The organism is Pseudomaricurvus hydrocarbonicus (genome assembly GCF_011602365.1).
GTDB classification, from domain to species: domain Bacteria; phylum Pseudomonadota; class Gammaproteobacteria; order Pseudomonadales; family Cellvibrionaceae; genus Pseudomaricurvus; species Pseudomaricurvus hydrocarbonicus.
In genome coordinates, this window is the sequence record NZ_JAAONZ010000001.1 from 303,240 (window position 1) to 324,772 (window position 21,533).

The 21,533-nt window shown below is 54.2% G+C and carries 21 protein-coding genes; 4 read left to right on the forward strand and 17 right to left on the reverse strand.

Annotation, left to right across the window (positions count from 1 at the left end):
- Positions 1 to 39 precede the first annotated feature (39 nt).
- Positions 40 to 528 (forward strand): DUF6231 family protein, encoded by a 489-nt coding sequence (locus G8770_RS01275; RefSeq protein ID WP_167180934.1) that lies wholly within the window; start codon positions 40 to 42, stop codon positions 526 to 528.
- Positions 529 to 716: 188 nt separating this feature from the next.
- On the opposite strand, the gene G8770_RS01280 is transcribed toward G8770_RS01275, so the two are convergent.
- Together G8770_RS01280 and G8770_RS01285 are read right to left on the reverse strand one after the other, a co-directional pair.
- Positions 717 to 1,430, reverse strand: a complete 714-nt coding sequence (locus tag G8770_RS01280) for a hypothetical protein (RefSeq protein WP_167180936.1) — start codon at positions 1,428 to 1,430, stop codon at positions 717 to 719.
- 191 nt (positions 1,431 to 1,621) lie between these two features.
- Positions 1,622 to 2,788, reverse strand: coding sequence for a 1-acyl-sn-glycerol-3-phosphate acyltransferase (locus G8770_RS01285; RefSeq protein ID WP_167180938.1), 1,167 nt, complete (start codon positions 2,786 to 2,788; stop codon positions 1,622 to 1,624).
- A 143-nt stretch (positions 2,789 to 2,931) separates the two neighbouring features.
- On the opposite strand from G8770_RS01285, the gene G8770_RS01290 reads away from it, so the two are divergent.
- The 3 genes from G8770_RS01290 (at position 2,932) to G8770_RS01300 (ending at position 5,514) form a co-directional block, all read left to right on the forward strand.
- Positions 2,932 to 3,462 (forward strand): YchJ family protein, encoded by a 531-nt coding sequence (locus G8770_RS01290; protein WP_167180940.1) that lies wholly within the window; start codon positions 2,932 to 2,934, stop codon positions 3,460 to 3,462.
- 173 nt (positions 3,463 to 3,635) lie between these two features.
- On the forward strand, positions 3,636 to 4,727 hold the full coding sequence (locus G8770_RS01295; RefSeq protein ID WP_167180942.1) for a DUF3549 family protein: 1,092 nt from the start codon (positions 3,636 to 3,638) through the stop codon (positions 4,725 to 4,727).
- Positions 4,728 to 5,028: 301 nt separating this feature from the next.
- Positions 5,029 to 5,514: an EF-hand domain-containing protein gene (locus G8770_RS01300; protein ID WP_167180944.1), complete on the forward strand. Its 486-nt coding sequence runs from the start codon at positions 5,029 to 5,031 to the stop codon at positions 5,512 to 5,514.
- A 191-nt stretch (positions 5,515 to 5,705) separates the two neighbouring features.
- On the opposite strand, the gene G8770_RS01305 is transcribed toward G8770_RS01300, so the two are convergent.
- From G8770_RS01305 to uppS, 15 genes are all read right to left on the reverse strand, one after another.
- On the reverse strand, positions 5,706 to 6,716 hold the full coding sequence (locus G8770_RS01305; RefSeq protein ID WP_167181375.1) for an aspartate carbamoyltransferase: 1,011 nt from the start codon (positions 6,714 to 6,716) through the stop codon (positions 5,706 to 5,708).
- A gap of 232 nt (positions 6,717 to 6,948) precedes the next feature.
- On the reverse strand, positions 6,949 to 7,956 hold the full coding sequence (locus tag G8770_RS01310; protein WP_167180946.1) for a M48 family metallopeptidase: 1,008 nt from the start codon (positions 7,954 to 7,956) through the stop codon (positions 6,949 to 6,951).
- 129 nt (positions 7,957 to 8,085) lie between these two features.
- On the reverse strand, positions 8,086 to 8,553 hold the full coding sequence (locus G8770_RS01315) for a YbjQ family protein (protein WP_167180948.1): 468 nt from the start codon (positions 8,551 to 8,553) through the stop codon (positions 8,086 to 8,088).
- Positions 8,553 to 8,873 carry a YbjQ family protein gene (locus tag G8770_RS01320; protein ID WP_167180950.1) on the reverse strand — a complete coding sequence of 107 codons (321 nt, stop codon included), beginning with the start codon at positions 8,871 to 8,873 and terminating at the stop codon, positions 8,553 to 8,555. Before G8770_RS01320 ends, G8770_RS01315 begins: the two co-directional genes overlap by 1 nt.
- 91 nt (positions 8,874 to 8,964) lie before the next feature.
- Positions 8,965 to 9,570: a ribonuclease HII gene (gene rnhB / locus G8770_RS01325; protein WP_167180952.1), complete on the reverse strand. Its 606-nt coding sequence runs from the start codon at positions 9,568 to 9,570 to the stop codon at positions 8,965 to 8,967.
- A 73-nt stretch (positions 9,571 to 9,643) separates the two neighbouring features.
- Positions 9,644 to 10,792, reverse strand: a complete 1,149-nt coding sequence (gene lpxB / locus G8770_RS01330) for a lipid-A-disaccharide synthase (protein ID WP_167180954.1) — start codon at positions 10,790 to 10,792, stop codon at positions 9,644 to 9,646.
- Between the two features lie 264 nt (positions 10,793 to 11,056).
- A complete protein-coding gene (lpxA, locus tag G8770_RS01335; protein ID WP_243760213.1) occupies positions 11,057 to 11,827 on the reverse strand; it encodes an acyl-ACP--UDP-N-acetylglucosamine O-acyltransferase in 771 nt (256 codons plus the stop codon).
- A gap of 25 nt (positions 11,828 to 11,852) precedes the next feature.
- Positions 11,853 to 12,290 carry a 3-hydroxyacyl-ACP dehydratase FabZ gene (fabZ, locus tag G8770_RS01340; RefSeq protein ID WP_167180959.1) on the reverse strand — a complete coding sequence of 146 codons (438 nt, stop codon included), beginning with the start codon at positions 12,288 to 12,290 and terminating at the stop codon, positions 11,853 to 11,855.
- A 20-nt stretch (positions 12,291 to 12,310) separates the two neighbouring features.
- Positions 12,311 to 13,354, reverse strand: a complete 1,044-nt coding sequence (lpxD, locus tag G8770_RS01345; protein ID WP_167180963.1) for a UDP-3-O-(3-hydroxymyristoyl)glucosamine N-acyltransferase — start codon at positions 13,352 to 13,354, stop codon at positions 12,311 to 12,313.
- Between the two features lie 91 nt (positions 13,355 to 13,445).
- The gene (locus G8770_RS01350) at positions 13,446 to 13,952 is read right to left on the reverse strand and encodes an OmpH/Skp family outer membrane protein (RefSeq protein ID WP_243760229.1); all 507 of its coding nucleotides are present in this window, start codon (positions 13,950 to 13,952) and stop codon (positions 13,446 to 13,448) included.
- Positions 13,953 to 14,078: 126 nt separating this feature from the next.
- Positions 14,079 to 16,676, reverse strand: coding sequence for an outer membrane protein assembly factor BamA (gene bamA / locus G8770_RS01355; protein WP_167181377.1), 2,598 nt, complete (start codon positions 16,674 to 16,676; stop codon positions 14,079 to 14,081).
- 229 nt (positions 16,677 to 16,905) lie between these two features.
- Positions 16,906 to 18,261 (reverse strand): RIP metalloprotease RseP, encoded by a 1,356-nt coding sequence (rseP, locus tag G8770_RS01360; protein WP_167180975.1) that lies wholly within the window; start codon positions 18,259 to 18,261, stop codon positions 16,906 to 16,908.
- Between the two features lie 296 nt (positions 18,262 to 18,557).
- On the reverse strand, positions 18,558 to 19,733 hold the full coding sequence (ispC, locus tag G8770_RS01365; RefSeq protein WP_167180977.1) for a 1-deoxy-D-xylulose-5-phosphate reductoisomerase: 1,176 nt from the start codon (positions 19,731 to 19,733) through the stop codon (positions 18,558 to 18,560).
- A gap of 16 nt (positions 19,734 to 19,749) precedes the next feature.
- Positions 19,750 to 20,580 (reverse strand): phosphatidate cytidylyltransferase, encoded by an 831-nt coding sequence (locus G8770_RS01370; RefSeq protein ID WP_167180979.1) that lies wholly within the window; start codon positions 20,578 to 20,580, stop codon positions 19,750 to 19,752.
- Positions 20,581 to 20,582: 2 nt separating this feature from the next.
- Positions 20,583 to 21,311, reverse strand: a complete 729-nt coding sequence (gene uppS / locus G8770_RS01375; RefSeq protein WP_167180981.1) for a polyprenyl diphosphate synthase — start codon at positions 21,309 to 21,311, stop codon at positions 20,583 to 20,585.
- Positions 21,312 to 21,533: the final 222 nt, after the last annotated feature.

Here is a 21,533-nt window from a genome sequence, read left to right on the forward strand (position 1 = left end):
AATGACACACACCATCCGCGCCGGCCGGTGTAGCCACCCATGACTGAACTCTCTCCCTGGCAAGCCCTGCTGGCCCAGTTGGATGGTCAACGTCCGACCAGCCTGCTCTGTTGCAGCCAAACGGACCAGCCAGCGTTGCAGGACTGGTGCGAGCATCATGATTGCCAACTCACACACATCGACTCCTTCCAGCAGCTGGAAAACCTGGGGCGATTTGACTGTGTCATCATCGCAGACTGGCTGGAACATTTGACCGGCAGCTCGGCGACGAGCCCCTCCCCAATGGGCGTACAACTGTTGGCCCGGCTCAGGAACCTCCACTCACACGCTATCTGGCTATTGATACCGGGAGTCGCCCCCCAACCCAAACCGGAGCTGATTGCACTGGGCTTCCAACGCCTGCACGCTTTTGCCGGGAAAAATCTGGAATGCTACGGCTACAATCTGGACCGCTACAACCACAAGCGTGAGTGGAATACCCCCAGGTACTGGGCCAATCCCGAAAACTGGGGAAAATATTGGTGGTGATCAATGATCAATCTTGGCGGCTCAGAATCCGGATGCACGCTGAGGTGCACTGCGAGACGCTTCCGGGATGAGGCACAACCAGGGTAAGACCAGAACAAAGAGGAGACTGCAACCGGGCAGAAGACGACTGCCAAGCTGAAATTAACGGCCCCTGTCTATTGCAGCCAGGGGGGTACTGATGGGGCCAACTACTGTACCCGCAGAATCCCCTGACGTCCGGCGCTGGAGGCTTTTCCCGGACTGCCGGCGTGACCACCGCGGGCATCACGGCCCAGAGAATACAACCAGCAACTGGCCGGATCACCCCCTTTACCGGCCGCCCCGGCTTCTCCTGCCAATCCCCCCTGGCCACCGTATTGGCGCACATCGATAACCTCCAGCCACTGAGGGTCGGCGAGTTTCAGGGTAATGTTGCCTCCGTCACCGCCAGGCTGACCATCGCCCCCCTGACCGCCAGATTGGCCACGTGAGGTTCCCCGCCCCCAACAGGTTGCGTCACGGCCGTTTTGCCCGGCCTCACCTGGCCACCCCCGCCCGCCGTCGCCACCACGGGTATCGAGCGTCAAGTTCGCGATACGACCCGACGCTAGCGTCAACCGCAGATCGGTTCCGTGCCCCCCGGGCACCCCCAAGTCTCCGTTCTCGCCGGTGGCAACAATCATGCTGCCGTCGGCAAAGTCGGCACGTTGTACCGTCAACACAAATTCCTCGTAGCGAGGCGCAATGCTGACGATTGCCTTATGCGAGAGGGTTAAATGATTGACCCTCAAACTGCGAATATCCGCCGGAACAAACAGCTTTGCAGCAGTACCTACGGCTAACGACTCAAGTGTCAAATCACGATGGTTTGACGGCAACCGCAACCAGCCGTGATCATTGACGGCATACACCCGCTTGCTCATTGGTCCGGTTTGCTCTGCATCACCGGTGAACTGCGTATCAGCCCTGGCCACCCCACAAAAGCTATTAAGGCCCAGCAATATCAGAAAAAGTGACGCGCTCCGCAACATGATAAACCCCAGATCCTTTTTGAATGTGTTCTTATATCCGATGGCTGCCCAGTCAGGCAGCCGGCAACGGTTTCATCTGTTTTCTAAGCAACGGACTTACCCAAAGCTTTTAAATGACTCACCACCGGGTTGGCGTAAATGCTTAAAAAGATATCCCGCTGCTCAGTCGGAATACCCTGCAAACGGCGAGACAACTCCTGCTGTTGAGCAGTGTATTTACGGGCATCAAACCTCACACCTTGGGCGGTCACCGGAAAATCTTCCACCTTGCCATGCAGCTGTTGATAGGCCAGATGGTTGCTCGGGTGTAGCACATAGTTATCCCACACCTGCCGATCCAATTCTTTTGCCACCGCTTCCGGGTTGTCATAATCGGCGGACAATACATCGCCAAAAGCAACATGGACGCAACCTTTTTGACCGGCAATGCCCATCGCAATGCTGGCCACATCTTCATTTTCATGTTTTTCGTAATTGCCATGTTCTGCGTGGGCAAACAGCTCATTCGCTTTGGCCGCGTCGCAAGGATCCCACTCATAAGAAATGGAGACCGGAACAATATTAAGCTCACGAATAAAGGTTGAGAAATCGACGGTTTTCGGACGACTCAACGCCAGCATACTGATGATGGCGGTATTGGTTGCATCCAGCCCGTCTTTCGCCCGGCCTTCCCGCTGAGCAATCCAGATATTGCTGTTTTCTTCCACAATGGAGTGGTGAATATACGCCGACAAATGCTTTGAAGCCTTGAATTTCTCGCGCACACTGGTGGCGGAGCGCTTAACAATAAAACTTTTATTGAGGCGCATCAGGTCGGAGACATACGGCTTTGTCAGCAGGTTATCGCCAATGGCAATGCGCATGGTATCAAAGCCATTTTTATTCAACGCCCAGTTCACAAATGCCGGGTCCATTGCGATGTCCCGATGATTACTGATGAACAGGTAGTGCTTGTTCGCATCGAGGTGGTCAAGCCCGGATACCGTCAGTTGATCCACACAGCGATCAATCATATCGTCGAGGTAATGCGAGACAATTTCCTGCAACTGCCTGACCGAAGTCACACCCCGCAACTGCTGACTCAACACTCTTCTAACCAGCGGTTTTAACAGCCAGGGAACCCAACCGGCCAAGCGAGGGAAACGCAAACGAGTGACCGCATCAATCAACTCCGGTGCAGCCAGAACGCGAGCTATCGCAGGCTCTACTTCGGCATCATTATAGGGACGAATATCATCAAATTGAGTCATGGTAACAATAGCTTTACAGGGGACCTGAGGGTCAATAACGCCTCGCCGGGGCAGCACATTCCTGTTGGACCTGTGACGACAGCAGCGGACGAGTTAAAATGGTTAGCCAAAATACAGAATTTGCCCGGGGAATGCCACTGCTCATGCCGAAACCAAGCCACAAACTGCCCCCCAACGCCCCCTGCCCTTGCGGTCTCAACGCCCCGTTTGAACAATGTTGCGGCCCCCGCCTCAGCGGCCAGCAACCCGCCGCTACGGCGGAGCAGCTCATGCGCTCTCGTTACACCGCTCATGTACTCGCAGATGTGGATTATCTGATCAAAAGCTGGCAGGCTCCCAGCCCCCAATCCATTGATCGAGCGGCCATTGATCAATGGAGCCGCCAGTCGGACTGGCGTGGGCTGACCATTCACCGCACGGAAAAAGGGTGCACTGGCGATGACGAGGGCTGGGTGGACTTTTCGGCCTTTTATTCCAGCAAAAATCTCGACGATCGCGCAGCCCCCGCCCAGATAGAAGAACACCGGGAACACTCGTATTTTGTTCGCCAAAACGAGCATTGGTACTATGTAAGCGGCTCCCCACAAGACACAGACACCACCTCAAACATCGGTCGCAACAGTCCTTGCCCATGCGGTAGCGGCAAGAAATTCAAACGCTGCTGTGGCCCATAACCCCGCCTTGCCCCTGCATCCGGTTGCTCGCCACAATCTGGCGGGGCACTCAAAAGCCGGATGAGTGCACTCGGGGTAGAGCCCCTCTCCCGGACAAGGTAAAATAGCCCGCACCACGCCATTACGCACTTTCAATCTCTCGCCATCACACTCGACGTAGTTAAGAAACAGTTATGATCACCAGTATCGGTCAGTTGCTCGAACAAATGGGCGTCACTTCACGTATTTTCGACCTTGGGCGCCACATTCAGGAAATCAGCACCGCGACTTTTGCGGAGTTTGAGGCACAGGCCGTGGCCTACCCGGCCCCCTACCTGCATCACGCCTGGATTGGGCTGCTGTTCTGGGACCCGGACACCCCTGACATTCCGCTGTTGTGGTTTATCAAATTACCCCTCGACGAGCAGGGCAAGATCGTACCGGCGCAGCGGGATCAGTTCCTCCAGCAGTTGCTCGTCGCGCTGGGTTCCAACATCGAAGCCAGCAAGCAAGGTGAACAACTGGCGGCGGTGCTGGAAGGCAACCCTTATGTGTTCACACCCACACCAGAGCGACAGGCGGCGATTCACGCCCGCGTCAACCTGTTGCTGAACAACCCCCCCAGTGATTTTTACGCAGCCACTTGCGACTACCTGAACAGCAACCTGGAAGCCTGGCATCAGCTCGGCATACAAGGGCTGGCCGATGTCGCCGTGCGCTGGCCGGAGCATCAACAAACGTTGATTCAGGCCATCGCCTCAATGCCTCCCGCCCCGCTGATCGGGTTGTGCCAGTGCCTGGAGAATGAAGCAATCAACGGCGCTGTGGGCAAAGCCCTCCACAGCCGCCTGCTGTCATCACTGACCAATTTCAACACAGAAGATGGCCTTGAAACCGCAAATTCCGAGACCCCACTGTGCGCAGCACTGGTTCGCGGACTGTCGCAGTGCCGCGCGCTTGAACTGCGACAGAAAGCCCTGACCCAACTGCTGGCGTCCCCGGCCATCAACCACATTGAAGTACTTGCAGCGATCGCCACCCGCTGCGCGCAAGATCTCTGCAATCCGGAAATCTGCCTGCCATTCCTGGAAGCCCTGTGTCTGCATGGCCAGCAAAACTTCAACCGTATTCTGGCCGACCTGCTTTTTTGTGCCGCCATTCGCCCCCACATCCTCGCCGCATTTCGCCAGCAGCAGCGCTCGGTTGAACTGAGCATTGCCATCGGCGGCCTGCTCAATCCACAAACGCCCCCTGCTGACCCGCCGCCACCGGCCACCCTGCACTGACCGCAGATCACCAGCGAGTCCAAAGACCGGCAGTTGACAGCCGCCATCACGGCGGTTGTCGCAGGCGATGCTGTCAAGGTCACTGACGCTCATTGGCTAGCCCCTGTATCGGCAGGAACCGTGCAAAAAAGCTCATAAACGAGGCGTGCGTCACAGAGATATTTCGAGCAGTTATCACTTTCCGTTTTTCTGCGACAGAATCATTTAAAGACTCGCGTTTTTTGTGAATAACGTAGCATTCAGCGCCAACCCAAGTCCCTAAACTGGGGGTAAGTTCACAGGATTGACTTGGGGCCATCTCATGAAGAACACACCAGCATTGACCTTACCGGCAAACCCACGACGAGCCACCACTCTAGCTGCCGGGCTTTTCTGGTTAACGTGTACCAGTGCACTAGCCGCCGATGACAAGCCATGGCTGATGGCCAAGTACGATCTCAACGGTGACAATGCCATCACCCTGCAAGAGCTTACCGACAAGAAAAAATCGCTGTTTTCCCAGCTGGACAGTGATCAGGACGGCGTCATCAGTTTTGTTGAATACGAAGGCATCGACAGCGCAAAACGCAAAGTGCTCTTGAAATCCCGCTTTGACCGTCTGGATGAAAATCAGGATGGGCAGGTGACAGAAAATGAATACGCGTCCTTTGTCGGCCGTTTCAATCATCTGGACAGCGATGGCGATGGCGCGCTCAGCTCAGGGGAAGTCGCTCAGAAAAAGCTGGCGTCACAGGACACCAACAATGCGCACTGCCTGCTGTGGTTTTGCTTTCGCAGTAATTTATAAGAATCCGGGAGAGGTGTAACAAACAGCCGTTGCCTTGCGCGGGCTCGGTCCGCAGATCTGCCCACGCCCTTCTCGCTCCACGCCCTACTTCACATTCCTGTCAGCAGCTGCAGAGCCTATCGGTTAACTTAACACCGTAAAGCCTAGCCATATCAAAACAACAGCGCGCGATCGAAAGAACAACACGCGGCTTAGCGGCTGCCGGAATACCAATTTACATCGCGGGCACAGGCATCCACCTGATCCACCACATCCAGAATCAGCGCAAATAACGCCATGCGTACCAGCACACCGTTATCCGCCTGACGAAAGATGGCCAGATTGGGATTCAGGTTCAAATCATTATCCAGCTCGTTGGCATCCTCCCGGGAATCTCTCGGTAAGGGGTGCATGATAACGGTGTTGGGTTCACAGTACTGGGTGTAAATGGCCTGGTTGAGCCGAAAGCGTCCGCGGTACAAATTCGCCTCTTCCTTGGAGGTAAATCGCTCCTCCTGAATACGGGTGGCGTAAGCGATGTCAACATGGCCAATACCGTGCGCCAGGTCCTCAGACACAATCACGCCCAGTCCCGCTTCGCGCATGTTTTCCACCACCGATTCCGGCATCGCCAGCTCCGGAGGGGAGACCAGAGTGACGTGGACATTGTCAAACAGACACAACAGCTTGCACAGTGAGTGCACCGTACGGCCATGCTTCAAATCACCGATCATGGCGATGCGCAAGCCATCCAGTGGACGTCCCCGATCCGCCAGCTCTTTGCGAATAGTGTAAAGATCCAGCAGCGCCTGGCTGGGGTGCTCATTGGCACCGTCACCGCCATTGATCACCGGGACACGGCTGGCGGCCGCAAACTCGGCCACGGAACCCGACTCCGGGTGCCGCATACAAATCACATCGCTGTAGCCGGAAAGAACCCTCGCGGTGTCGTACAGCGACTCGCCCTTGGTGATGGCCGAACTTTTAAAGCCCGTGGTTTCACGCACATCACCACCCAAAAGGTTAAATGCTGCGCCAAAACTGACGCGAGTACGGGTACTGGGCTCAAAGAACATATTGCCCAGAATGGCGCCCTCAAGCACCCGCGTCACTCGCCGCCGCTGCGCGTAAGGCTCCATGGAATCAGCGACCTTGAAAACTCGCTCAATATCCGCCCGCTCAAACTGTTTAATGGACAATATATGCGCGCCGGTAAATTCCATGGTTGACCTCAAAAATGGCAAATTAAAACGCTGCAATTGTAGCCTTGGCAGCGCCATTCCACCATCGGATTTTGTCAGCACGCGGGTAAAAAGATGCATGTTGCGGTCAGCGGACCCGGCTTCCTGACAACCTGGCGAAACGATTTGACGGAGACCGGCGGGACGGCTTTACAGAGCTGGCGAGACGACCTTATCAGAACTGGCGTGGCTAGTATAAGGGCTGTGACGATGGCTATGGGGCCGTGACGATGGCGCCGAGACGCGGATCCAGAGGTGTCAGTGCCGGCGCCCCCTTACCCTGGCTCTCACCACCACTATCGGTCATCACGATAGCGCCCTGACTCTTAAGTCGCTCGATACGGGCTGCAAGATTGGGGTGGGTTTGGGTCCATTCACGCCAGCGGCTGTCGCCGTGTTCACTGAGCATTTGTTGAAAGAATTCGTCCGCCCCCTGCAGGTGCCCATAGTGACTCAGCAATACCTGCACCGCCGCCGCATCCGCTTCACGCTCCATGTCGCGGCTGAAGCTCGACATGGTCAACAGCCCCGCCTGCCCCAACACGCTGTTCAAGGCCGACGCGCTCTGGCCGCCCGAAACCGCCAACAACAGAAACTGCACCAGCGCCCCCCGGCTGAGAGACTGTATCGGGTGACGATGATTAACGTGGGCCATTTCATGAGAAAGCACCATTGCCAACGCATTTTCACTGCGCGTCACTGACAACAGGCCAGTGGTCACAAAAATGTGGCCGCCGAGCGTGGCCCAGGCATTGGGTGTCGTTTCTGCCAAGAGGTGGAAGTGATACTGAATATGCTCCGAGGGCCGGGCAGCAGACCTCTCCTGAGACCGCAGCAGGCGCTCACCCAGCTCTTGAAGCGCCAAGGCCGCAGCCGGAAAAAGGTCCACCTCGTCCAGACGCATCTCCGGTACTGCAGGATTGATGTGCGCAGTGGCCCCTTCCCGGGAAGCGACGTCCTTTGCTGTTTCGGGCTCGCGCGGCGGCTCTTCATTCAGCGGCGACTCTTCATTCAGCTGTTGCTCGAAGAGCTCCGTCACCGCCTGCTCCCAGCGAAAGGGAATGAGCGGGGCCAACCACTGCGCCAGCACACTGAACAGCAAGACCGCCAATACCAACGTCGTCACCACCCCCGCCAACAACCACAAAAACTCTTTCAACGGGTTTTCAGCGGAGCTGTTAATGCCCTCCGGAATTTTGGGGTTCACACGCAATCGGGTCATCCGCTCCACTTTTGAGTACTGAGGTTCACTCCGGCTGTAAGCCCGCCCTTGCGCTCACAGATGTTGATACTGCTAACATCGCAACTGTCGGCAATTCGAAACCGTTACCGGACACTCGCCGCAACAGGGTTAAGTCCGCCCTCCGACGGGGATCAAGGCCGTACCGTACACCAGCACTTCCATGGAGCCGAGCCCCTGACCAGCATTACCGGAAACCCGACTGGTTTCAAACTTGGTGTTGATGATGGTCTCGGCACCCATAGTGCGGGCCTGCTCCTGCATGCGCAGTAACGCTTCCCGCCGCGCCCGATCCAGCAACGATTCGTAAGCCGTAATGCGCCCACCGATCAGGCTGCGCAATCCCGCTGCGACCACTTTAAAATAATCAACAGAGATAACCACGCTGCCATTCACCAGGTGAAAGCGGTGTTGCAGAAATTCGGGCTCAGGCACGCGCTCGGTGGTGACCACGATGTGGCGCAGCTCATCTTCCCTTTGAAAAATACTCTGATAGTGCTTGCGCTCAGCCCGGCGTCCGAAAACATAACCACACAGCAGCAGAGTCAGAAAAACACCCAGCTGTAACAGGGCCTCCATCAGCGATCTTCCAAGGTCACTGCCGTGCCATAGGCCAGGATTTCTGACGCTCCCGCCGCAATCGCCGAGGTGGCGAAACGGACATTGATCACCGCATTTGCCCCAATGCTTTGCGCCTGAGCGGTCATGCGGTCAATGGCTTCCTGGCGAGACTCCTGCAGCAAATCGGTGTAACTGCTGAGTTCCCCACCAAAGATGTTCTTAAACCCGGCCATCAGGTCTTTACCCGCATGCTTGGCGCGCACAGTGCTGCCCTGCACCAAACCCAAATGCTGGGTAACGCGTTTGCCCGGTACGACTTCAATGTTGCTGATTAACATAGTTTTCCCTGTCATCGTTATTTTGTTGAGTATTACTTTACACCTCTGCCGCCGGCCTTAAAAGACGCCATGTCGGCTACTGAATAGGCGGTTAAAACAGGGCGATTTGTTCCAATTTGGCTTTGATGGGGCCATAGGACGTGCGGTGAATGGGGGTCACACCGAGTTTGTCGACAGCGGCCATATGAACTTTGGTGGGGTAACCCTTGTGCCCCGCAAAACCATAACCCGGATAAATCTTATCAAAAGCAACCATTTCCCGGTCGCGGGTGACCTTGGCCAGAATCGAAGCCGCGCTGATCGCTGCCACCCGGCTGTCGCCTTTGACAATGGCTTCCGCCGGATAAGACCACTGAGGAATTTTATTACCATCCACCCATACATGTTCCGGCTGTATGGACAAACCCTCGACCGCTCGCTTCATCGCCAACAGACTCGCTTGCAGAATATTAATCTGATCGATCTCGGCGACACTGGCACGCGCAATACAAAAGCTTTTGGCTTTCTGCTGTATTTCTTCAAACAACTGCTCACGCTTTTTCTCTGTCAGCTTTTTGGAATCATTGAGCCCCTCGATAGGCTGCAGAGGGTCCAGAATCACCGCTGCGGTGACCACATCCCCCGCCAACGGGCCGCGCCCGACCTCGTCGACACCCGCAGCCAAAGCGCCGCTGTAACAACTGATAAAAGGCTCCATGGAAGCTCCTGACTAGTGAGTGATAGTGGGTGAAAGAATACTAAAATGGCACAAAACGGTTAGCGGTATAGCTTTAAGACCGGGATTCGATTAATGCCTGCACTGCAGAGGCCGCACGCTCGCTGGCGTTACAGCGAATCTGTTGGTGGATATCGGTGAATGCCCGCTGTAACTGCTGCGCGTGTTGCGGTTCATGAAAATATCGCATCACCGCCTCACCAAGGCTGGCTGGCGTGACGTCATTCTGGAGAATCTCCGGCACCAGCATCTTCTCCGCCAACAAATTGGGCAAAGAGATGTACGGGCTTTTCACCAGACGTGAAATAATACTGTACGACAGCCAGCCCATTTTATAAGCCACCACCATAGGGCGTTTTAACAGCATCGCTTCAAGAGTCGTCGTTCCCGAGGCCATCAACACACTGTCGGCGGCCGCCATCACTGTATGCGATTGACCATCCACGACGGTAAGAGGCAAGGAATCACAGTGACTGAGCTGTTCTTCAATCTGCAATTTACGCTGCGCATTAGCGGCCGGAACCACAAACTGCAGGCCGTCACTTTGCTCCAGGCACCACTGCGCCGTCTGCCAGAATATCGGCCCCAACAGTTTCACTTCGCCACCGCGGCTACCCGGCATTAACGCCACAACCTTGGCGTCCGCCGGGATGCCCAGCTCCTGGCGAGCTGCCACCTGATCCGGTTGTAGCGGTATTTCATCCGCCAGAGGGTGTCCGACAAAACACACCGGTACACCATGCTGCTCATAAAAATTCGCCTCGAACGGCAACAGCGTCAGCATTAAATCCACAGCTCGGGCAATTTTGACGATACGCTTTTGTCGCCACGCCCACACAGATGGGCTGACATAGTGAACCGTCTTAATCCCCTGAGCCTTTAATTTTTCTTCAATGGTGAGATTAAAATCGGGAGAGTCGATGCCGATAAACACATCGGGAGGGTTATCACTGAAGTGCTGTATCAGGTGGCTGCGGATGCGCAACAGTTCCGGCAATCGCTTAAGCGGCTCCACCAACCCCATCACCGCCAGTCGATCCTGAGGGTAAAAACTGTCAAACCCTGCCGCGATCATGCGCTCTCCGCCAATGCCTTCAAACACCGCGCCCGGGTAAAGGCGCTGCAACGCCGCCATCAATCCCGCCCCCAGGATATCTCCTGAGGCTTCGCCGACGACAATACCAATGCGAACTGTTTTACTCATAGTGGCAGGACTTAATCATAGTGGCAGAGCTTAATCATAGTGGCAGGGCTTAATTATAGTGGCAGGGCTCGGTCATAGTGGCCGCGATTAATCATGATCACAGACTGAGGCGCTTATGGGGACCAAACGCGATCGCGGCCAAAAATACCGCAACACAAAAGAGGGCGAGGGAAGCGACCGGTTGCTGCTGCCGTCAGCTCTGAACCCTGAGCCAACGGCAAGATCACCACATAAGCGAGAACATGAGTGGCATCCACTCAACGGTTAACGAACAATACCGCGAGTGGAGCTTTTTAATGATTCGATGAGCAGATTCACCGGCTCACAATTAATCGCCAGCAGCTCCAGCTCCCTCAATGCTTCGTCAACGGTTAGGCCTCGCCGATACACCAATTTAAAGCACTTGTTGATCACCGCAATTTCTTCTTTAGTGAAACCGCGACGGCGCAAACCTTCCGAATTAATGCTTTTGGCAGCGGCAGGGTTGCCACTCACCATCACGTAAGCCGGAACATCTTTACCAATGACGCTGCCCATGCCGGTGAAACAATGTGCGCCAACGTTGCAAAACTGGTGCACCAGGCTGTAACCGCCAAGAATCGCCCAATCGCCCACCTGCACATGCCCCGCCAGCGAGGCATTATTCACCAAAATACAATTATCGCCAATGACACTGTCATGGCCAACATGGGCATAGGCCATAATCAAATTGTTATGGCCAATCGACGTTTCACTGCGATCCTGAACGGTGCCGCGATGAATGGTTACCCCTTCGCGAATGACGTTGTTGTCACCAATGCGAACGCAGGTTTCTTCGCCTTTATATTTCAAATCCGGTGTAGCTTCACCGACGCTGGAAAATTGAAAGATGTGGTTATTCTCACCGATGTAGGCCGGGCCTTTCACAATCACATGCGGTTCGATAATCGTACCTGCACCAATCTCCACTCCCGCCCCAATAATGGACCACGGGCCAACACTAACACCTTCCGCCAAGCGCGCTGAGGGATCAATAATAGCTCTTGGATCAATCAACTGAGTTTCCTTAGACTGTATGTCCCTAGACAACGCGATCGGCACACAAAATAGTAGCTGAAGCAGCAAGCGTCCCATCTACCGTTGCACGACACTCAAATTTCCAGATACCCCGTCTCTCGGAAACCACTTTAGCTTCCAGGTCCAATCTGTCTCCGGGAGTCACCTGACGCTTAAAACGGACGTTATCAGCTCCGGCAAACAGATAAATAGAACCGTCAGAAGGCTTTTTATTCTGGGTTTTAAAGCCCAGAATACCGGCCGCCTGAGCCATGGCCTCAACCATCAACACGCCTGGAAAAATAGGCGCTTGAGGAAAATGACCATTGAAAACGTCCTCGTTAACAGAGACGTTTTTATACGCCCGAATCACATCACCTTCAACCAGTTCCACCACCCGATCGACCAACAAAAACGGGTAACGATGTGGAAGGTACTCGCGAATTTCTCTGACATCCATCATGGACTTAATCCTAAAGGTTACTACGACTCTTCACCGGGTGAAGAGACAATTTTTTCCAATGTGGATAAACGGCTCGCCAATTGGTCCAGCTGACCAAAGCGGACTGCGTTTTTTCGCCACGTCTTTGTTTGAGTAGCGACAGTTCCGGATGAGTAGGAACCCGCCTCCAATATGGATTTATTGACGAAAGACGTCGCGCTCACATTAACACCATCGACGATAGTGATATGTCCCTTGATACACGCGGCCCCGCCAATGGTACAGTTTCGTCCAATCGTCGCACTGCCTGCAATACCTGTGCAGCCAGCTATTGCGGTATTTTCGCCAATTTTCACGTTATGTGCGATTTGAACGAGATTATCAATGATAACGCCATCACCAATGACCGTATCGTCCAGCGCGCCACGGTCAATTGTCGTACAGGCACCAACTTCGACACGATCACCAATGACCACGCCGCCAAGTTGATGAATTTTCACCCACCCTTGCTGACTTGGCGCAAAACCAAAGCCATCGGCACCCACCACACAACCACTGTGCAAATTGACATCGTCGCCAATGCTGACACCATGATACACGCTCACATTGGCGTGCAACTGCGAGTTTTTACCGATAGACGTATCTTCCCCCACGAAACAGCCGGCACCAATAACCGAACCGTCACCCAGCACCACTCCGGCACTGATGGTCGCATTGGCCCCTACACTCACACCTTCGCCCAGCCGGGCACTGGCAGCCACCACCGCACTGGGGTGAACGCCGCTTGCAGCCGCAGGAGCAGGATCAAATAAAGCGGTCAGGGTCGCGTAAGCAAGATATGGGTTATCACTGATCAGTTTATTGCCCGCGTAACTGTCAGCCATATCGGGCTTTAAAATCACCGCACCTGCTGACGTATCTGATAAGTGTTTTAAATAAGCTGGATTGGCAAGAAACGCCAACTCATGCGAGTCGGCGCTTTGTAGCGTATTGAGGCTGGTAATCTTGTACGACTCATCGCCGTCCAAGTCGGCATCAATCAAGTCGGCCAAAGCCCGTAAGTTCCATACACGAGTTGGAGTCATTTGTTTTCCGTTGGAAGAGCGACATCAGCCATCATCAGACGGCTGATCTATAACCTCCGGCCAGGTAATACCGCAGGAGGGCAAATCAAAATCACTTGGCTTTGTTCAGCTTCGCAGTCAACTTGGCGGTCAGGTCGTAATTTTTGTCGGCGTAATATGCAACGCTGCTATCCAACAACAAACCAATGCCTTCTTCTTTAACCAGGTCCTGCAGAGCCGCTTTGGCTTTAGCACCCTGTGCTTGCATGATGGACTGAACCACAGAACCACTTTCAGCCTTGAGCTTTTGCTCAATCAATTTCATATCAGCTGCTTTGTATTCCATCTGCTTACGGTGTTCAGCTTTTTGTTTATCCGTCCAGGTCACACTGTTCTTCTGTGCATTTTTATTGAGGCTGATCATATCCGCCCGCAAGCTTTCAAACTCAGCTTTCATAGCGGCATAATCTGCATTCGCCTCCAGGGTCTGCAAGCTCTTCTGAGCAGACTTGGTCTGCATGATAGCGGCTTGCATATTAATCACAGCCACTTTGTCTGCGGCTACAGCGGCAACAGAAAACACAAGCGCCAACAAAGCCACTGAAATATTCTTCATCATATTTTTCACCCTTTAACTCCAATTATAATCTTCATCCGGCGCCAGGCGCCCCCTACTCACGGGAGACAGACTCGGCGCCACAATACATTGATACCAACGTTGTTCTTTGCCATTGGTACCCGGCTTTTAAAATGCTGTACCCAGTGAGAACTGGAAGAACTCGGTATCGTCGTACTCATTTTCTTTCAGCGCTTTAGCCACACTGAACGTGAGCGGGCCGAAACCGGTGATCCAGGTCACACCAATACCCGCAGAAACACTCAACTTATTGAGATCCACATCATAGCAATTCAGCTGCTCTTCGCCACAGTCGGTGTCGAATACGTTACCGGCATCAATAAAAAAGGCCGACTGCAGCGAACGCTGATCCTTGATAAACGGCATAGGGAAGAGTATTTCAGCACTACCCTCAATCAAAATATTGCCGCCGAAGGGATCGTCATCATTATCGATCACTCTGGACGCTAACTGGCCATCATCACCCAGTACATAAACCAGTGAGTCATTGGTGCCATTACCATCAGAGTCGTAAGCCACCGTGGTATAGACGTCAGCAGGAGTAGCCAAAGGCCCCAGTGTATTGCGCTTAAAGCCACGCACGGAACCAAAACCGCCTGAGTAGAAGTTCTCAAAGAACGGCAGCTCCGTGGTATCACCATAGGCGTCCGCGTAACCCAGCTTAGTGCGCAAGCGCAACGTCAGGCTTCTCGTCAATGGCTGGAAATACTGAGCGGTGTAGATCAGCTTGTAATATTCCAGGTCACCACCGGGCAAACTCAATTCAAAAGACAGGGATTGCGAGGCACCGCGAGTTGCCAGACGACCGCGGTTCAGGGTCGATTGTCTCCAGCTGGCATTGAGGTTGAAAATATCAAAGCTGTCTCCGTTCTCATCAATCCAGCCCTCCGGGCTCTCGCGCAACAGATCGTCAGTGATGTCCATCGTGCTGACCGAAGGCAAGGTGGCGTCATAATCCGAACCACAACTTGAACACGGATTCGCCAGGCCGTTCAGAATATCCTCGTAATCATCCACCGTGATGTATTCATCTTTGTAGACGCTTTCATCAAACAGGCGCGGAGAACCAATAATCTCTTTGACTGCAAAAGCCCCGGTCTCAATAGAGATGTTGGTATACCCAAAACCAAAATTCAGTCGTTCCGTTTCAGAAATCGGGTAACCGAAGTTCATAGAGGCGCCGAAGGAGTCCGTGGTGTAGCTCGAGACGTTCACTTCTTCAAAATCCCGCTCGCGGAAGAAGACATTAAAGCCACGGCTCACACCATCCGGCGTGAAATAAGGGTCAGTGTAGTTAAAGCTGTAGACTGTCTGGTAGGTCGAGGTACTGACGTTGAAGCCCACCTGTTTACCCGTACCAAACCAGTTGTTTTGCTGGATATTCGCGCCCAACACCAGACCTGAACCCTGTGCAAAGCCTAAACTTGCGCCAATACTGCCGGAAGGTTGTTCTTCTACAGTATATTCCACATCCACCTGATCGGATGTACCAGGCACCTCTTTGGTATCGACAGTCACTTCTTTGAAGAAGCCCAGGCGTTCCAATCGGACTTTGGAGGACTCAATGCGCGCCGTAGAGGCCGAGCCGCCTTCCATTTGACGCATTTCGCGACGCAAAACTTCATCGGAGGTTTTGGTATTGCCCCGAAAATTAATGCGTCGCACGTACGCGCGCTTGCCCGGGTCCATAAAAAAGGTCACTTTGACCGTATTGTCGTCATCGTTAAGCTCGGGTATACCGCGCACTTCTGCAAAAGTATAGCCTTCGTTACCCAGACGGCGGGTAATGTAATCTGAGGTGGTGGTCATCAGGACCTGTGAGAAAGTCTGACCTTCACGCAGTAAAAACAAGCGCTTGATCTGCTCTTCCGGCACCACCGGGTCACCCGCTAACTCGACATCACTGACCGTGTAAACATCGCCTTCGGTAATGTTCACGGTAATGTATACCGCCTCTTTATCGGGGCTCAGAGACACCTGTGTGGAATCAATGTTGAATTTCAGATAGCCGCGATCAAGGTAATGAGACTCAAGGCGCTCCAGATCACCGGTCAGTTTTTCCTTGGAGTAACGATCGTTACTGTTCAGCCAGGACAACCAACCGGTGGTTTTCAGCTCAAACAAGTCGCCCAGCTCTTCATCACTGAAGGCTTTATTCCCCACCACATTGATGTGTTTGATCGAAGCGACGGAACCCTCATCCACGGAGATCTTTAATTTGACCTGATTGCGGGGCAAATCAATGACTTCGGTCTTCACCGAGGCGCTGTATCGACCCTGGGCGACGTACTGTCGCTCCAGCTCCTGAGTCAGCCCCTCAAGAGTGGCCTGTTTGAAGATCTGGCCTTCCGATAAGCCGTTATCGGTCATGCCTTTCATCAGGTCTTCAGTTTTGATCGCCTTGTTGCCTTCGATTTCGATTTCACTGATCGCCGGGCGCTCTTTAACCCCAATAACCAGCACATTGCCGTCCCGGCCAATCTGGATATCTTCAAAATACCCGGTGCGGAACAGTGAACGTGTTGCGTTGCGGATGGCAACAGAATCCATCGTTTCACCAATTTGCACCGGCAAGGCCGCAAACACAGTCCCCGCAGATACACGCTGTAAACCTTCCAGGCGAATATCATTCACCCTGAAGCTTTGCGCGTTCACAGCGAGCGGGAATACGATAAGGCTGATCAAAAGTAGACTGAAACGCTTCATATACAGGGTTCTAATTTTATTGTTCACAAATGTTTACTGGGCAATCCTTGCTGACCAACCCGGGTAATTCCTCTCACCGTCAACGGCCTGAAAGCCATGACACAATAAAAGGCCCCCACCAAACGGATCGGCGGTCAAAAATGCAAAGTATCGTTTAAATAGTTAAGTCTCTTTCTTTCTCGCTGGCGAAGCAGGGCAACGAACCGTCCCCCTGTACTTAAAATGTTGGTCAGAGACGCATGACATCGTTATAGAGGGCCAACACCATCAACCCCATGACAAGTACCAATCCAACCTGATAGCCGGCCATCTGCACCTTCTCAGACACCGGACTGCCCTTTACCACCTCAATCAGGTAATAGAAAAGGTGTCCCCCGTCCAGCACGGGAATCGGCAGCAAATTGAACACCCCGAGACTGATACTGAGTAAGGCCAGAAAGCCAACATAGTAGCTCATTCCTGCTTTAGCAGAGGCGCCCGCCACTTTAGCAATGGTGATGGGTCCACTCAAGTTTTTCGTGGAAATTTCCCCAAAAATCAACTTCTTAAGGGACAACAAAATGAAGCCGGAGGTTTCCCAGGTTTTGTGTACGGATTTAACAAAACCACCAACCAGAGTGTATTCCTGCTTGCGCAGCATCGACTCGGGCCACACCGGGCGCACCGGCATCACGCCTATTTGCCCGACTTGTCGGCCATCCTCAGTCTCTACCGCTCGCGCGGTCAGATTCGCGGTCTGAAGCTGACCCCCTCGCTCGAATTCAACTTGCATCTCGGCTCCCGGCCGCGCCTGAATATACTTAACCAGCGCCATCCAGTCTTCGAGCGGCTGACCATCCACGGCGATCAGCAAGTCGCCAGGTTGCAGTCCTGCGTCTTCCGCAGGGCTGCCTTCCATGACCTTGTCAACCAACGCTTCAAACGTAGGCTGCCACAGCGATATACCCAAACCTTTCACCGGATCTGGCTCGTCTTCCCCTTTCAGCCACTCATCAAGGTGCGCCTCCGACTTGTATTCCAGCGTGGAATCCGCGTATTTGGCGGTAAACGTCATGGTGCCGCTCTCACCCAGGCGGCGCATCAATTGACGATTGAGGTCCTGCCAGGTATTGATCGCCTCACCATCCACCGCCAGCAGCTCCTGCCCGGCAACCAGTCCGGCTTCGGCCGCCACCGAATTGGGCTCCACCTTGCCGATTACCGGAGCCACATCGGTGGTTCCCGGCATCAACATCACCCAGAACAGTAAAATCGCCAGGATAAAATTGGCCACCGGGCCAGCCGCGACAATAGCGATACGCTGCCACACACTTTTGCGATTGAACGTTTGATCCAGCAGCTCGTCCGGAACGTCACCTTCGCGCTCATCCAGCATTTTGACGTAACCGCCCAGGGGAATTCCCGCCAACGTGAACTCCGTACCGGTTTTGTCGCGCCAGGTGTAAAGCGGCTTGCCAAACCCCACCGAAAACCGCAGCACCTTAACACCGCAGCGGCGGGCCACATAAAAGTGACCAAATTCGTGAAAGGTCACCAGTACGCCCAAGGCCACCAGGAACCACACTATTGTCAGAACACTATCCACTCAGTAAGACCTCTACCTGTATGCCACCCGGGACATAAATCAATATTGTCAGCCGCAATCATCTGACAGCGTTGCGAGTGCAGCAACTACCGCCCTGCACTCTCGAATCTCTTCCCAGTCTATCCCGACTCAAGGCCCATCACCAACCTTGAATGAAACGCACTGCCTGTACCAGCACAAGCCCAGAAAACTGGCCGCTGATACTCAACTTTTGTCAAAATAACTTAAATAGCTCCGCTTAGAGCGTATTTCAGGGTGAAAGTTGCACCCTGCCTACACTAAACGCTCGCCACCGACTAAGCCGGCACCAGCAATGATTCAGCCATTTCCCGGGCCTGGGCATCAGCCTCGATGACCACCGACAAGTCTTTTGCGTCACGCTGACGAGTTTGCCCCAGCACTTTTTCAATAATCACCGGAATATCGGTAAATCCTGCCCGCCCTTCCAAAAAGGCAGCCACTGCGACTTCATTAGCGGCATTCAGCACCGCGGGCATAATGCCTTCGGCCTTGGCGGCCTCTATGGACAATCGCAATCCCGGAAATCGCTCAAAACTGGGGGCTTCAAAATCGAGCCGACTGGTAACCATAAAGTCCAAACTGGCCACACCCGAGTCAATTCGGTCAGGCCAGGCCAGGGCATGCGCAATCGGGGTTCGCATATCCGGGTTGCCCATCTGAGCCAGTACGGAACCATCGTTGTATTCGACCATTGAGTGAATAACGCTTTGCGGGTGCACCACAATCTCAATTTGCTCAGGCCGAGCATCAAACAACCAGCAGGCCTCTACAAACTCCAGCCCTTTATTCATCATGGTGGCGGAATCCACGGATATTTTGCGCCCCATGGACCAGTTCGGGTGCGCACAGGCCTGATCGGGGGTCATTGATGCCAGATCTGCAATCGGCGTCTCCCGGAAAGGCCCCCCTGAACCGGTCAGCAAGATGCGGCGGATACCTGCATCCTCAATGCCTCGGTAATCGACGGGCAAACACTGAAAAATCGCATTGTGCTCACTGTCAATCGGCAGTAGCACCGCGCCCGAGTCTTTGACCGCCTGCATAAACAGACCACCGGCCATCACCAGAGACTCTTTATTAGCCAACAGCACCTTTTTCCCGGCCGTGACGGCCGCCAACGTGGGTGACAATCCGGCCGAACCCACGATGGCGGCCATGACAGTCTGAACCTCAGCCGCTTCGGCAACCTGCACCAGCCCAGCTTCACCGGCCAATACCTGGGTCTCACTGCCGGCCGATCGCAGGTCCCGCGCCAAATGTTCCGCTGCGGCCTCATCGCGCATCACCGCATAACGCGGCTTATGCAGAAGACATTGCTGCAACAAGGCCTCGGCCTGGGTATTGGCCGTCAGCGCGAAAACAGTGAAACGCTCGGGGTGACGCGCCACCACATCCAGGGTACTGACCCCAATAGAACCTGTAGAACCAAGAATGGTGAGATTTTGTTTCATTAACTGCCCAACCAAGTTACACCTGCCAGCCGGTCAGCAGCACCGCCAACGCGAACACCGGTGCCGCAGCCGTTAAACTGTCCACCCGATCCAGAATGCCGCCGTGACCCGGCAGCAATTGACTGCTGTCTTTGATGCCGCGCTGTCGCTTCACCATACTTTCCAACAAATCGCCCAACACAGAGGCCAAACTGGTCGGCGCCACGATGGCCAACACCCACCAGCCGCCACTGAAGCCCAAGCCCACAACCAGGGCCAAAATCAGGCAACAAATAAAACCACCCCACATGCCTTCCCAGGTTTTTCCGGGACTGACGGCCGGCGCCAGCTTATGCTTGCCCAACGCCCGGCCACTGAAATAAGCGCCAATGTCAGCACACACCACGATCAGAACCACCAGCAGAATCAACCATTCACCCTGCGATTCACTGCGCAGGAACACCAGCGAGAGCCAGGTAGGCACCAACACCAGGATACCCATCACGGCCTTGACCACAGGGTGGGACCAGAGCACGGTGCTCGAGGGATACCCCTGCACCCACAACAGAGCCACGGCCCACCAGGTGCAGGCCCCCAGCAACAGGGCCCGCAACGGAGCCATGCTCAGCTCACCGGTCTGAATCAACTGGGTGTACCAGCCTGCGGCCACCATGACGACGCCCACCAGCGCCGCATACAACCAGCGCTGCCACTGGGCTTTGAGCCCAACTATGTTGCCCCACTCCCAACCCGCCAGCATAACCACTGCGGCAATGGTTATGGCAAAGCCTTGCACCGACAAAAAGAACAGAGCCCCCAAGAACAGAACCGCCAGGCCAATCGCAGTAATAACTCGCTGTTTAAGCAACTTTATTTCCCCTGCGCCAAGACTTGTTCAGCCGTTTTACCAAAACGCCGCTGTCGTTGGTGGAAATCTTCCACCGCCGCATCCAGCGCCTCAGCACCGAAATCCGGCCAATACAGGTCTGAGAAGTAGAGTTCGCTGTAAGCGGCCTGCCACAACAGAAAATTGCTGATTCGGTGCTCCCCACCGGTGCGGATCAAAAGATCCGGGGGCGGCAAATCAGCCATACAGATGTGCTCTTGAATAGTATCGCTGGTAATGTCCTCTGGTGACAGCTCACCCGCAGCGACTTTTTCCGCCACCAGCCTGGCGGCATTAGTCATATCCCACTGACCGCCATAATCCGCGCAGATCACTAATGTGGTGCGGCCTTCCTGAGCCAGCGCCTCGGCCTCAACAATGGCTTTTTGTATCTTTTCGCTGAAGCGATCACGCCGGCCAATCACCCGCAGCCTGACGCCTTCATTGTTGAGCTTTTTCGCCTCGCGCTTGAGATAGTTGAGAAACAGGGTCATCAACGCTTCGACCTCAATCGAGGGGCGTTTCCAGTTTTCAGAACTGAAAGCGAACAGGGTCAAGACTTCCACACCGTGGCGCTGACAGGAAGCCATTACATCACGAATCTTTTCAACTCCGGCCTTGTGCCCTTGAGGGCCAGCTTTGCCCCGCTGTTTAGCCCAGCGGTTATTGCCATCCATGATGATGGCGATGTGGCGTAACGTGTTACCACTCACTCACAAACTCCTGACCCGGCATAATGCGCAACGGGCTAATACTGATTTTCAAGGAAGCCAAACCCGTTTTAAAAGGGGGGGCATTCCTTTTTTAAGGGAGGTAATCCTACCCTGAGACGACAGTAATGCAAGCGACAGGGCCGGGAAATCGGCCACATAACGCCCCCACACCTGAATAAATCGCGATCACTGCAAACAAAAACGGCCCAGCCCTGCGGTGGC

Coding starts and splice junctions, on each gene's coding strand:
- G8770_RS01275 (WP_167180934.1), top strand. CDS start 40: ATGACTGAACTCTCTCCCTGGCAAGCCCTGCTGGCCCAGTTGGATGGT.
- G8770_RS01280 (WP_167180936.1), bottom strand. CDS start 1,430: ATGAGCAAGCGGGTGTATGCCGTCAATGATCACGGCTGGTTGCGGTTG.
- G8770_RS01285 (WP_167180938.1), bottom strand. CDS start 2,788: ATGACTCAATTTGATGATATTCGTCCCTATAATGATGCCGAAGTAGAG.
- G8770_RS01290 (WP_167180940.1), top strand. CDS start 2,932: ATGCCGAAACCAAGCCACAAACTGCCCCCCAACGCCCCCTGCCCTTGC.
- G8770_RS01295 (WP_167180942.1), top strand. CDS start 3,636: ATGATCACCAGTATCGGTCAGTTGCTCGAACAAATGGGCGTCACTTCA.
- G8770_RS01300 (WP_167180944.1), top strand. CDS start 5,029: ATGAAGAACACACCAGCATTGACCTTACCGGCAAACCCACGACGAGCC.
- G8770_RS01305 (WP_167181375.1), bottom strand. CDS start 6,716: ATGGAATTTACCGGCGCGCATATATTGTCCATTAAACAGTTTGAGCGG.
- G8770_RS01310 (WP_167180946.1), bottom strand. CDS start 7,956: ATGACCCGATTGCGTGTGAACCCCAAAATTCCGGAGGGCATTAACAGC.
- G8770_RS01315 (WP_167180948.1), bottom strand. CDS start 8,553: ATGGAGGCCCTGTTACAGCTGGGTGTTTTTCTGACTCTGCTGCTGTGT.
- G8770_RS01320 (WP_167180950.1), bottom strand. CDS start 8,873: ATGTTAATCAGCAACATTGAAGTCGTACCGGGCAAACGCGTTACCCAG.
- rnhB (WP_167180952.1), bottom strand. CDS start 9,570: ATGGAGCCTTTTATCAGTTGTTACAGCGGCGCTTTGGCTGCGGGTGTC.
- lpxB (WP_167180954.1), bottom strand. CDS start 10,792: ATGAGTAAAACAGTTCGCATTGGTATTGTCGTCGGCGAAGCCTCAGGA.
- fabZ (WP_167180959.1), bottom strand. CDS start 12,290: ATGATGGATGTCAGAGAAATTCGCGAGTACCTTCCACATCGTTACCCG.
- lpxD (WP_167180963.1), bottom strand. CDS start 13,354: ATGACTCCAACTCGTGTATGGAACTTACGGGCTTTGGCCGACTTGATT.
- G8770_RS01350 (WP_243760229.1), bottom strand. CDS start 13,952: ATGATGAAGAATATTTCAGTGGCTTTGTTGGCGCTTGTGTTTTCTGTT.
- bamA (WP_167181377.1), bottom strand. CDS start 16,676: ATGAAGCGTTTCAGTCTACTTTTGATCAGCCTTATCGTATTCCCGCTC.
- ispC (WP_167180977.1), bottom strand. CDS start 19,733: ATGAAACAAAATCTCACCATTCTTGGTTCTACAGGTTCTATTGGGGTC.